At 68.0% G+C, this 12,060-nt stretch carries 12 protein-coding genes; 8 read left to right on the plus strand and 4 right to left on the minus strand.

The genetic code is table 11. The features are described 5' to 3' along the window. Nucleotides 1–39 precede the first annotated feature (39 nt). Nucleotides 40–750 carry a phosphate signaling complex protein PhoU gene (phoU, locus tag ABRP18_RS13240; protein WP_046746522.1) on the plus strand — a complete coding sequence of 237 codons (711 nt, stop codon included), beginning with the start codon at nt 40–42 and terminating at the stop codon, nt 748–750. Nucleotides 751–822: 72 nt separating this feature from the next. On the opposite strand, the gene ABRP18_RS13245 is transcribed toward phoU, so the two are convergent. Continuing rightward, nucleotides 823–1,572: a phosphoglyceromutase gene (locus ABRP18_RS13245; protein WP_349884808.1), complete on the minus strand. Its 750-nt coding sequence runs from the start codon at nt 1,570–1,572 to the stop codon at nt 823–825. 59 nt (nt 1,573–1,631) lie between these two features. Between ABRP18_RS13245 and ABRP18_RS13250 the strand changes: the two genes are divergently transcribed. Further along, nucleotides 1,632–2,459: a class I SAM-dependent methyltransferase gene (locus ABRP18_RS13250; protein WP_349884809.1), complete on the plus strand. Its 828-nt coding sequence runs from the start codon at nt 1,632–1,634 to the stop codon at nt 2,457–2,459. A 21-nt stretch (nt 2,460–2,480) separates the two neighbouring features. Here ABRP18_RS13250 and ABRP18_RS13255 read toward each other — a convergent pair whose 3' ends face one another. From ABRP18_RS13255 to ABRP18_RS13265, 3 genes are all read right to left on the minus strand, one after another. Next, the gene (locus tag ABRP18_RS13255) at nt 2,481–3,611 is read right to left on the minus strand and encodes a folate-binding protein (RefSeq protein ID WP_349884810.1); all 1,131 of its coding nucleotides are present in this window, start codon (nt 3,609–3,611) and stop codon (nt 2,481–2,483) included. A 1-nt stretch (nt 3,612) separates the two neighbouring features. Next, complete coding sequence (locus ABRP18_RS13260) at nt 3,613–4,215, minus strand: FABP family protein (protein ID WP_058630984.1); 603 nt, start codon at nt 4,213–4,215, stop codon at nt 3,613–3,615. A 172-nt stretch (nt 4,216–4,387) separates the two neighbouring features. After that, nucleotides 4,388–4,678: a hypothetical protein gene (locus ABRP18_RS13265; RefSeq protein WP_046746481.1), complete on the minus strand. Its 291-nt coding sequence runs from the start codon at nt 4,676–4,678 to the stop codon at nt 4,388–4,390. Nucleotides 4,679–4,749: 71 nt separating this feature from the next. On the opposite strand from ABRP18_RS13265, the gene ABRP18_RS13270 reads away from it, so the two are divergent. The 6 genes from ABRP18_RS13270 (at nt 4,750) to pstA (ending at nt 12,060) form a co-directional block, all read left to right on the plus strand. Then, nucleotides 4,750–5,433 carry a response regulator transcription factor gene (locus tag ABRP18_RS13270; RefSeq protein ID WP_046746480.1) on the plus strand — a complete coding sequence of 228 codons (684 nt, stop codon included), beginning with the start codon at nt 4,750–4,752 and terminating at the stop codon, nt 5,431–5,433. A gap of 49 nt (nt 5,434–5,482) precedes the next feature. Then, nucleotides 5,483–7,648: an RNA degradosome polyphosphate kinase gene (locus ABRP18_RS13275; protein ID WP_046746479.1), complete on the plus strand. Its 2,166-nt coding sequence runs from the start codon at nt 5,483–5,485 to the stop codon at nt 7,646–7,648. Beyond that, nucleotides 7,645–8,634, plus strand: coding sequence for an NUDIX domain-containing protein (locus ABRP18_RS13280; RefSeq protein WP_349884811.1), 990 nt, complete (start codon nt 7,645–7,647; stop codon nt 8,632–8,634). The genes ABRP18_RS13275 and ABRP18_RS13280 overlap by 4 nt, the downstream gene beginning before the upstream one ends. Before the next feature lie 171 nt (nt 8,635–8,805). Continuing rightward, nucleotides 8,806–9,912, plus strand: coding sequence for a phosphate ABC transporter substrate-binding protein PstS (gene pstS, locus ABRP18_RS13285; protein WP_058633070.1), 1,107 nt, complete (start codon nt 8,806–8,808; stop codon nt 9,910–9,912). A gap of 92 nt (nt 9,913–10,004) precedes the next feature. Beyond that, on the plus strand, nt 10,005–10,955 hold the full coding sequence (gene pstC, locus ABRP18_RS13290; protein WP_021199103.1) for a phosphate ABC transporter permease subunit PstC: 951 nt from the start codon (nt 10,005–10,007) through the stop codon (nt 10,953–10,955). Between the two features lies 1 nt (nt 10,956). Continuing rightward, nucleotides 10,957–12,060 (plus strand): phosphate ABC transporter permease PstA, encoded by a 1,104-nt coding sequence (gene pstA, locus ABRP18_RS13295; RefSeq protein ID WP_058633071.1) that lies wholly within the window; start codon nt 10,957–10,959, stop codon nt 12,058–12,060.

Raw genomic sequence — 12,060 nt, forward strand, 5'->3', positions numbered from 1 at the left:
TGATCCAGCCGAGATCCGAATGAAAGGTTGCGCCCCAACATGCGCGAAGTCTTCCACCAGTCCCTCGAGGACCTGCAGAACCGCCTCGTCGAGATCGCCGACCTCGTCACGGTGTCCATCGACAAGGCCACCAGGGCGTTCGCGACGAGCGACGTGGCTCTGGCCGAAGAGGTCATCGCCGACGACGCGAAGATCGACGAGCTGGCCGTGGCCCTCGACGAGCAGGCCATCGAGATCCTCGCGCGCCAGCAGCCGGTCGCCCGCGACCTCCGCATCGTCGTCACTGCATTACGCGTGAGCGCCTCGCTCGAGCGCATGGGCGACATGTCGGAGCACATCGCCCAGCTCGCCCGCCTCCGCTTCCCCGAGCGCGCCATTCCGAAGGGCCTCAAGGGCACGTTCGTGAAGATGGGCGAGCTCGACGTCGAGGTGGCCCGCACCCTGTCCGAACTGCTGCGCACGCAGGACCTGCGTTTCGCCGACGCCATCCGCAACGCCGATGACGACGTCGATGAGCTGCACGCCACCGTCTTCGAGAAGGTGCTCAGCGACAACTGGAAGGGCGAGGCCACGGCCACCGTCGATGCCACGCTCGCCAGCCGGTACCACGAGCGCTTCGCCGACCACGCGGTGGCCGTCGCGAAGAAGGTCGTCTACCTCGCCACGGGCGACTGGGCGGTCGAGGAACACGACATCCCGCTCGCCGTCGAGCAGCAGGAGCTCGGTCAGCAGGAGTTCGGCCACGCCTGACACCCACTCGCGGATACGACGGAGCCCCCGATGCCATCGCATCGGGGGCTCCGTCGTATCCGCAGAGGGCTTCTACTTCTTGCCCTGCGCCGCGACGGCGGCTGCACCGGCGGCGGCGGCCTCGGGGTCGAGGTAGCGGCCGGGGCTGGTGGGGACGTTGTTCTCGTCCAGCTCGTACACCAGCGGGATGCCGGTCGGGATGTTCAGCTCGGCGATGTCGTCGTCGCTGATGCCCTCGAGGTGCTTGACGAGACCACGCAGCGAGTTGCCGTGCGCCGTCACGAGCACCGTCTTGCCGGCTTCGAGGTCGGGGACAATCGCGCTCTCCCAGTAGGGCAGCAGGCGGTCGATGACGAGCTTGAGCGACTCGGTGCGCGGCACCTCGCCGTCGATGTGCGCGTAACGGACGTCGTTCACCTGGCTGAACTCGCTCTCGTCGTCGAGCACGGGCGGCGGCACGTCGAACGAACGACGCCACAGCTGGAACTGCTCCGGGCCGAACTCTTCCAGCGTCTGTGCCTTGTCCTTGCCCTGCAGCGCGCCATAGTGACGCTCGTTCAGGCGCCAGGAGCGGGTCACCGGGATCCACAGACGGTCGGCGGCATCCAGGGCGATGTTCGCCGTCTGGATGGCACGGCTCAGCAGCGAGGTGTGCAGCACGTCGGGGAGGATGCCGGACTCCGCCAGCAGCTCGCCGCCGCGGCGTGCCTCCTTCTCGCCCTGCGCATTGAGGCGGACGTCCACCCAACCGGTGAACAGGTTCAGTTCGTTCCACTCGCTCCGGCCGTGGCGGAGCAGGATGAGGGTGCGCGTCGCAGTCATGCCGTCAGTTTATCCGTCCGGGGCTGAGGACCCGAGTCGGATGCTGGGAGGATGGAGACATGGCGTCATCTCCCCTCGGTCGGCCGACCCGCGGCACCACGGGGACGAACCGCCTTCGGCGAAACGACCGCTGGATCGCCGCGAGTGAGGCGCTGCGCCGAGCATCCGACCCGTTGGTCGTCGACCTCGGCTACGGCGCCAGCGGGGTCACGGCCTTCGAGCTCGCCACGCGCCTGGTCCGGGTGCGTGACGACGTGGAGGTGCGCGGACTGGAGATCGACCCCGCCCGCGTCGCGACGGCCGATGCGCAGCTCGACGAGGTGCGCGCGGGCCGGACCTCCTTCGCGTCCGACCTTCCGGTGACGTTCGCGCGCGGCGGTTTCGAGGTTCCGCTTCCCGATGGGCGCAGAGCAGCCGTGATCCGCGCGATGAACGTGCTGCGCCAGTACGACGAGCAGGATGTCCCCGGCGCCTGGTCACGGATGGCCGCCCGGCTGGCGCCCGGTGGCCTGCTGTTCGAGGGCACCTGCGACGAGATCGGCCGCGTCTCGAGCTGGATCGACATCGATGCACAGGCGACCCCGCTGCGGTTCACGCTCTCGCTCCGGCTCGCGGACCTCGAGCACCCGAGCATCGTCGCCGAACGCCTGCCCAAGGCACTGATCCACCGCAACGTCACCGGCGAACGCATCCATGCCCTCCTGGTCGACCTCGATCGCGAATGGGACCGCGCCGCGCCGTTGTCGACCTTCGGGGCGACGCAGCGTTTCCTCGCCGCGGTCGGTTCACTGCGTGATCAGGGTTGGCCCGTGATCGGTGGGCGCACGCGCTGGCGTCTGGGCGAGCTCACACTGCCATGGGCGGCCGTCGCTCCGCGCGCGGACTGACTCCGGGCCGGCGACGTCGGCTCAGCCAGCGTCGCGTGCGTCGCGCGGGTCGGGCGCCGCCGGTCGTCGCGACAGCCGTGGGAGGCGCGGGATGTCGGCCACGGAACCGGCATCCGCCGGGACGATCACCTGCTGGGACGCAGCGATGTCGATGCCCTCCGCACGCACGACGAGGTCGCCGACGGGTGCACGCCGGGAGAGGATCGCGAGCGCGATCGGGCCGTCTTCGTGGTGCCGGGCCACGGAGGTCAGGTGGCCGACCTCGTCATCGCCCGCGAAGACCGGCGCACCGGGCTCCGGCAGGACGGCATCGCTGCCATCGAGGTGGAGTGCGGCCAGCCGTCGAGGCGGATGCCCGAGGTTGTGCACCTTGGCGACGGTCTCCTGGCCGCGGTAGCAGCCCTTGTTCAGGTGGACCGCGCTGCGGATCCAGTCGGACTCGTGGGGCAGCGAGCGCTCGTCCACCTCGGTCGTCCACCGAGGACGCCACGCCGCGACCCGCAGCGCCTCGGCCGCAAGAGTTCCTGCGAGGGCTTCCCGATCGAGGGAACCGGCGAGAGCACGAGCGGATTCCTCCGTGACGACGGCCACCCGCCAGGCGAAATCGGCGGCAGGATGCTCTGCGACCTCCGCGTACTGATGACCTCCGACGCTGATGCGCTGCCACGGGTCTGCCCAGACGAGGGCGACGCCGTTCGGGGCGAACGCGGCAGCGGTGATTCTCGCTCCGACGGTCCTGCCGTCGATGTAGCCGACCAGCTCGAGGTCGGAGCGCACCTCGACCGTCGCCTGCGTACGGAACTTCATGCGCGTCAGCCAGGCGGCGAGCGCTTCCGCATCGCCGCTGTCGGCGATCAACCACGCCGATGAGCCGTCGTCGAGGATTCCGGCGGCGTGCTCGACGCGACCCTGCGGGTCGAGGATCAGCAGCTCCGTGCTGTCTCCTGGCGCGAGACGTCCCACCGACTGCGAGGTGATCGAGTCGAGCCAGGTGAGGCGCTCGGGACCCGCCACCTCGATGACCGTGCGATCCCCGAGCGGCGCAAGGGCCGCGCCGTCGGCGAGACGCCGCTGCTCGCGGAAGGCATCACCGAAATGAGTGATGACCTCACCGTCGGAGACCGCACCGTCGACCTGGTGGAAGGCGGACACGTCAGACCTTGGCCAACCGGGCCGATGCATGCGAGCGCAAAGGCGTGCCGAGGGCGGCGATGTCCCACGCCCACAGCAGATGACCGTCGACGAGGCCGTACATGCGGGAAGAAGCGGTGTGGACCTTCGCGCCGGCGCTGCGCACGACGGCGTCGGAGCCGATGTCGATGCGCGGCCCGTTGATCTCGCCGATGTAGAGCTCGAGGGCACCGTCGGCGTGTGCGAGAGAGACCTCGATCGGGAATCCGCCGCTCGGAGCGCGCAACTCCTCCACGTCGTCGACTGTGCGGGTCACGGCCGGCGCGGTGGGAGGCAACAGCGCGGGGCCGGGATCAGCCGCTGCCGCCGGACGCGCGAGTCGCCAGAATCCGGTCTCGGCGAGCAGTGCGGCCGCGGGAGCACCCTCCTCGGTCAGAAGGGTGGCCGTTCCGGAGTAGTTCAGGAAAGGACCGCCGTCATGGCTGAAGCTGACCCGGTGCGTGAACTCTCCCTGCAGACGCTCGTCGCCGACCGGATAGTCGATGACGCCGGTGCCTTCCCAGACGCCGATCAGCCACGCGAAGGGGACGAGATCGGCCGGAAGGTCGACGGGAAGCTCGAGCATCGTCGAGTCAGCGCTGGCCGCGGAAGAGGTTGCGCAGCACCACCGCCGAGACGAAGACGATAGCGAGGCTCGCAAGGCCCAGCAGGCCGATGAAGAAGATTTCGAGCGCCATGAGGTCCATGTGCTCCACCTTACCGCGCCGCGCCGACGTCCGGCGGGGATCAGGCGGGAATCAGGTCGGGATCAGCGCTGCGAGGCCGAACCCGACCGAGATGATCCCCATCAGCAGCAGAGCGCCGATCACGCTGCCGGCCACCCGGAAGATGAAGCCCTGAGTGCGCCCGTACCAGAGCTGCACGGCGAACGACAGGAGCACGACGCCGCCGAAGCCGACGAGGAGCCACGGCACACGCCACTCCTCCGGCACGAAGATGCCGATGACGACGGTCGCGAGGAAGGCCGTGGCCCAGACGACGAGCACACCGACGAACGCGTTGCGCGGTGCGAGTGCGGGATCCGTCATGTCTCCATTGTGACCTATCGCTCCCGGTATCATGGCGGCACGACGTCGATCCGCGTCTGTGAGGAGTGCGTGTGGCCCAGGTCCTGGTTCTGACCAACGCTCCGCTTTCCGAGCAGGTGCTCCCCGCGCTCGAGCTGTTGAGCCACCGCACGCGCCAGATCCCCGCAGAGCCCTCGCAATTGATCAGTGCGCCCGATCATGATGTCGTGATCGTCGACGGCCGTCACGACCTCGTCGGGGCGAAGTCGCTGTGCCGTCTGCTGCGGACGGCAGGACAGGACTCCCCGCTGCTGCTCGTCGTCACGGAGGGCGGGATGAGCGCCCTCTCCGGCGACTGGGGCATCGATGACGTGCTCCTCTCCACCGCGGGTCCGGCGGAGATCGATGCCAGGCTGCGTCTCGTGCTGGCACGACGCGACGAGGTCGCCGAACCCGCACGCGTGCAGGCATCCGGCGTGACCATCGACGAGCAGTCCTACTCGGCGAAGCTGCGCGGCAGACCTCTGGACCTCACCTACAAGGAGTTCCAGCTGCTGCATTTCCTGGCGACCCACCCGGCTCGCGTCTTCACCAGGGAGCAGCTGCTGAGCGAGGTCTGGGGTTACGACTACTTCGGGGGCACCCGCACCGTCGATGTGCACGTGCGACGACTGAGGGCGAAGCTCGGCGATCAGGAGCAGATCATCGGAACGGTGCGCAACGTCGGCTACCGCTTCAACGTCAACGAAGACGAAGGTCTGGCCAGCGCGGGGTGAGGCGACTCCGTTCACACGCGCGTCACTTCTCGGTGCTTAGATGTACCCCATGATCGATCCCGCACTCGCCGACGCCGGGCTGGGTGATGCCGAAGACGACGACTTCGACGCCATCGAGTCCTACGACGCCCAGCTCCCCGACCACCGCTACCTGGATCGCGAGCTGAGCTGGCTCGCCTTCAACCAGCGCGTGCTGGAGCTCGCCGAGGATCCGTCGCTCCCCGAACTGGAGCGGGCCAACTTCCTGGCGATCTTCGCGAGCAACCTCGACGAGTTCTTCATGGTGCGCGTCGCTGGCCTCAAGCGACGCATCATGACCGGCCTCGCCGTGCCCACCAACATCGGCCGCTCCCCCGTCGACGCCCTCGCCGACATCTCGCGCGAGGCACACGCGCTGCAGCTGCGCCACGCCGACGCATGGACGTCGCTGGTGCGACCCGCTCTCGCCGAATCCGGAATCGAGATCGCCGATTGGTCGGAGCTGACCGACGACGAGCGCACGGCGCTCTCCGAGTACTTCTCCGCACAGGTCTTCCCGGTGCTGATGCCCCTCGCCGTGGATCCTGCCCACCCGTTCCCGTACATCTCCGGTCTGTCGCTGAATCTCGCGATCCGCATCCGCAACGCCCGCACGGGGCGCCAGGAGTTCGCGCGTCTCAAGGTGCCGCCCATGCTCCCCCGCTTCGTCGAGGTACCGGGCGGCGGCGAGATCAAGCGCTTCCTGCGGCTCGAAGAGCTCATCGCCAACCATCTCGGCGACCTCTTCCCCGGCATGGAGGTGCTCGACCATCACGCGTTCCGTCTCACCCGCAACGAAGACGTGGAGATCGAGGAGGACGAGAGCGAGAACCTGATCCAGGCGCTCGAAGCCGAGCTGCTGCGTCGTCGGTTCGGGCCTCCGATCCGGCTCGAGATCACCGACGACATGGACGACGTGACCATGGACCTGCTGGTCCGGGAACTCGACATCACCGACCTCGAGGTCTATCGCCTTCCAGGGCCGCTCGATCTGCGCGGACTCTTCGACCTGTCGCGGATCGACCGCCCCGACCTGCGGTACCCGCCGCACCTGCCCACCACCGCCGTCGCCTTCCAGCCCGCGGGATCGAGCACCCGGGCCGACATCTTCAAAGCGATCCGCAAGTCCGACGTGCTCGTCCACCACCCGTACGAGTCCTTCACCACCAGCGTGCAGGCGTTCCTCGAGCAGGCCGCCCGCGACCCGCACGTGCTCGCCATCAAGCAGACGCTGTACCGCACCTCCGGAGACAGCCCCGTCGTGCAGGCGCTCATCGACGCGGCCGAGGCGGGCAAGCAGGTGCTCGCTCTCGTCGAGGTGAAGGCGCGATTCGATGAGGCGAACAACATCGTCTGGGCCCGCAAGCTGGAGAAGGCCGGCGTGCACGTGGTGTACGGCCTGGTCGGACTCAAGACGCACTGCAAGCTCGCCCTCGTGATCCGCGAGGAAGACGGCAAGCTCCAGCACTACTCGCATGTCGGCACCGGCAACTACAACCCGAAGACCAGCCGCATCTACGAGGACTTCGGACTGTTCACCGCGGATGCGCAGGTCGGAAAAGACCTGACGCGTCTGTTCAACGAACTCAGCGGCTACGCGATCGAGAAGAAGTTCAAGCGCCTGCTGGTCGCCCCTCTGCACCTGCGCAAGGGGCTCGTGCGTCAGATCGACGCGGAGCGCAAGAACGCCGAGGCCGGCATCCCCGCGCACATCCGCATCAAGGTGAACTCGATGGTCGACGAGGAGATCATCGACGCTCTATACCGGGCGAGCGCGGCAGGAGTGAAGGTCGACGTCTGGGTGCGCGGCATCTGCAGTCTCCGCACCGACCTCGACGGCATCAGCGACAACATCACGGTTCGCAGCATCCTCGGGCGTTACCTGGAGCACTCGCGTATCTTCGCCTTCGAGAACGGCGGCGACCCGCAGGTCTACATCGGCAGCGCCGACATGATGCACCGCAACCTGGACCGTCGTGTCGAGGCCCTCGTGCGCGTCACCGACCCCGCCCACCTCAAGGAGCTCAGCACGTTCTTCGACCTGGCGATGGACGACGGCACCTCGTCGTGGCACCTCGGCCCTGAGGGAGTCTGGACGCGCCACGCCACGGATGCGGACGGCAAGCCTCTGATCGACCTGCAGGATAAGACCATGGGGTTGATCCAGCGGCGCCGTCGGGCTCGGGCGGTTCGATGAGCGGCCGGCAGCTGCAGCTCCCGGCCGACACGACGACGAGTGCGAAGTGGACGGACAAGGCGGTGTACGCGGCGGGCGCCGTCGTGTGGCGTCTGGTCGACGGCAAGCTGCGCATCCTGCTGATCCACCGCACCAAGTACCGTGACGTCACGCTGCCCAAGGGGAAGGTCGACCCCGGCGAGATGCTCGCCGAGACCGCCGTCCGCGAGGTGCACGAGGAGACCGGCATCCGGGTGTCGCTGGGCGTCTCGGTCGGCGTGAGCCGGTACCTGCTCGCCTCGCAGAAGCAGAAGGTCGTGCACTACTGGGCCGCGGAGGCGACGGACGTGGCCATCCGCGAATCGACCTTCGTGCCGAACCGGGAGATCGCCGCGCTCGAGTGGGTCAGCGTGAAGAAGGCCCGCGCACGCCTGAGCTACCCGGTCGATCTCGAGATCCTGGACTTCTTCGCCAAGCTCGTCGACGACGGTGTGCTGCGCACGTTCCCGGTGATCGCGCTGCGCCATGCGAAGGCCACTGCCCGCTCGGAGTGGGACGGATCCGATGCCTCCCGCCCCCTGACCGACCGCGGACGGAAGCAGGCCAAGTCGATCGTCGGACCGCTTCGTGCCTTCGGCGTGCGCCGGATCGTGTCGAGCGATGCGGTGCGCTGCGTCGAGACGGTCACTCCGCTCGCGCGCGCGCTGGATCGCAAGATCGTGAAGACCGAGAAGATCAGCCAGGACGCCTGGGAGGACGGAGACTCCGATCTGCGTTCCATCGTCGGCCGCCGGATCCGCGCAGGCAAGCCGGCCGTGGTGTGCAGTCACGGCCCCGTGCTGCCGGGCCTGCTCTCGGAGATCGCGCTGGCGACCGGCACCATCCAAGGGTCGTATCTCAGCAGTGCGTCGGACCTCGAACCGGCGGCGTTCTCGGTCGTGCATCTCTCTGCGACCAACCCCGGATCCGGGATCATCGCGATCGAGACGCACGTCCCCAAGGTCTGACGCTTCGACAGGCTCAACGGCCCAGGCCCGGAATCCCGCGGGAGACCCCCAGAGAGTCGCCCGCCGTTCACCTGCCGTTCACCTGCTCGGGAGAGTCTCGTTAACCGTCGCCCATAGCGTCACTGTGTGCCCTGCACCGGGCCCCACCCATTCCAGATCGAAGGATCCACAGTGAAGATCTCCCGAATCGCACGAATCGGCGCCATTGGCGCCGTCGCCGCTCTCGCACTCGCCGGCTGTGCCGCGAACGAAGCAGGCACCGGTTCCACCGACGCTCCCACCTCCGACAGCGCAGCGGTCAGCGGCTCGCTCGTCGGCGCCGGCGCCTCCTCGCAGCAGGTCGCCATCCAGGCCTGGACCGCGGAGTTCCAGAAGACCAACCCCGACGCCCAGGTCGAGTACGACCCGCAGGGCTCCGGTGGTGGACGCGAGTCCTTCCAGCAGGGCGCGGTCAACTTCGCCGGTTCCGACCGTGCGTTCAAGACCGACGAGATCTCGGCCGGCGGCTTCGGCGCCTGCGTCGACGGCTCCGACCTCGTCGAGATCCCGGCCTACGTGTCGCCGATCGCCATCGTCTTCTCCCTCGACGGGGTCGACGAGCTGAACCTCGACCCGACGACCATCGCGTCGATCTTCGCCGGCAAGATCACCAACTGGAACGACCCGGCGATCGCCAAGGACAACCCCGACGCGAAGCTCCCCGACCTCGCGATCACCCCCGTGCACCGCTCCGACAAGTCGGGCACCACGGGCAACTTCACCGACTACCTCGCGCAGACCGCGGGTGACGTGTGGACCGCAGGCAGCGTCGAGGAGTGGCCGGCCGACCTCGCCGGCGAGTCCGCGGAGAAGACCTCGGGCGTCGCCAACGCCGTCAAGGGCGGTCAGGGCCTCATCGGCTACATCGACTCCTCGCAGGCGGCGGACTTCTCGTCGGTCAACGTCAAGGTCGGCGACGAGTTCGTGCCGCACTCGGCCGAGGGCGCCGCAGCGACGCTCGACGCCTCGAAGATCGAGGAAGGCCGCACCGACGGCGACCTCGCCTTCGCGATCGACCGCACCACCACCGCCGAAGGCGCCTACCCGGTTCTCCTCGTCAGCTACCTCATCGGCTGCGCCGAGTACGAGGACGAGAACGTCGCCGCACTGACCAAGGCGTTCTTCACGACCGCGATCAGCGCCGAAGGCCAGGAAGCCGCCGCGACCAACGCCGGCAGCGCCCCGATCTCGGACGACCTGCGCACGCAGGCACAGGCTGCGATCGACCTCATCAAGTGAGCTGGTGACGGTCTCCGGGATGCCCCGCGGCATCCCGGAGACCGTCTGCTCGCGTCAGACACCCGATCTCCACTGAGCAGGAAGCAGCTCCCATGACAGCCACGACCTCGCCGGCGTCGACGCGCATCGTCGCGAAGAAACGCGCCGGTGACCTCTGGTTCTCCGGAACGGCGGTCGCCGCCGGATCCATGATCATGATCACGCTGGCCGCGGTCGCGATCTTCCTCATCGTTCAGTCGATCCCCGCCTTCACCGCGACGGCCGAAGACGCCTCGCTCCTCAAGACCAACTTCTGGGACTACGTCGGCCCACTCCTGTTCGGGACCGTGTGGGCGGCTTTCCTCGCCCTTCTGCTGGCAGTCCCCCTCTCGCTCGGGGTCGCGCTCTTCATCACGCACTACGCCCCGCGCCGCCTCGCCCAAGGGCTCGGCTACGTGGTCGATCTGCTGGCCGCCGTCCCCTCGGTCGTGTTCGGCCTCTGGGGAATCCTGGTCCTCGCTCCGGCGGTTCAGCCCATCTACGTCTGGTTGAACACCAACGCCTCCTGGATCCCCTTCTTCGACGGTGTGGTCTCGCCCACGGGCCGCACGATCCTCACCGCCGCCATGGTGCTCGCGGTCATGGTCGTCCCGATCATCACGGCCATCTGCCGCGAGATCTTCCTGCAGACCCCTCGCCTCCACGAGGAGGCAGCCCTCGCCCTGGGAGCCACCCGCTGGGAGATGGTGCGGATGGCTGTCCTCCCCTTCGGCCGCTCCGGAATCGTGTCCGCCTCGATGCTCGGCCTCGGCCGCGCGCTCGGTGAGACCATGGCCGTCGCGATGGTGCTCTCGGTGAGCAAGGCGGTCACGTTCGAACTGCTCACCTCCACCAACCCCTCCACGATCGCCGCCAACATCGCGCTGACGTTCCCGGAGGCGTACCAGGTCAACATCAACATCCTCATCGCGACCGGTCTGATCCTGTTCGTCGTGACGTTCGCGGTGAACGCTCTCGCACGCTGGTTCGTGAACCGCCGCAAGGAATTCTCGGGAGCGAACTGACATGACCGTTACCGCCCCCGAGTCCGCTCGCACGGCCAGCGCGGCCCCCTCCCAGCTCTCGCTCAGCTCGGGACACCTCCCCCGCTGGGCGCCCTGGGCCCTGCTCGCCGTCTCGCTCCTGATCGGATTCACGCCGTTCGCCCTCGAGGCCGTCGCCAGCGGATCCGACCTCAACATCGCCGGCTCCGTCGTGCTCGGCGCTGTGATCTACCTCGTGCTCATCTACGTGATGTCGCGCATCGTCGAGGGTTCCAGGAAGGCGCTCGACCGTCTGATCACCGGCATCGTCACCTCGGCGTTCGCGATCGCGATGGTCCCGCTGGTCTCGGTGGCGATCACCGTGGTCGCCAACGGCGTCGCCCGCTTCGACGGACTCTTCTTCTCCTCGTCGATGCGTGGTGTGCTCGGCGAGGGAGGCGGCGCCCTGCACGCGGTGATCGGCACGCTGCTCGTCACGCTGGCTGCTGCGATCATCTCGATCCCCATCGGCCTCATGACGGCCGTCTATCTGGTCGAGTACGGCAAGGGCGGACGGATGGCACGCACCATCACGTTCCTCGTCGACGTCATGACGGGTATCCCCTCGATCGTCGCTGGTCTCTTCGCCTACGCGGTGTTCGCGCTGATCTTCGGGCCCGGTGTGCGTATGGGTATCGCGGGCTCGGTCGCCCTGGCCGTGCTCATGATCCCGGTCGTCGTGCGCTCCACCGAGGAGATGCTGCGGCTGGTGCCGAACGAGCTGCGCGAGGCGTCTTACGCGCTCGGCGTGCCGAAGTGGCTCACGATCGTCAAGGTGGTCCTGCCGACGTCGATCGCCGGCATCACGACGGGTGTGATGCTCGCCATCTCCCGCGTGATCGGCGAGACCGCGCCGCTGCTGCTCACGGCCGGATTCACCGACGCCATGAACTACAACCTGTTCAGCGGTCGCATGCAGACCCTCCCGGTGTTCACGTATTCGCAGTACGCGTACCAGGGCATTCCCGCTGAGGCATACGTGGAACGAGCATGGGCCGCCGCCCTGACGCTCATCATCATCGTCATGCTGCTCAACCTGATCGCGCGGCTGGTCGCGAAGATCTTCGCCCCCAAGACCGGCCGCTGA

This window comes from Microbacterium sp. WHRI 7836, assembly GCF_040223885.2.
GTDB classification, from domain to species: domain Bacteria; phylum Actinomycetota; class Actinomycetes; order Actinomycetales; family Microbacteriaceae; genus Microbacterium; species Microbacterium oxydans.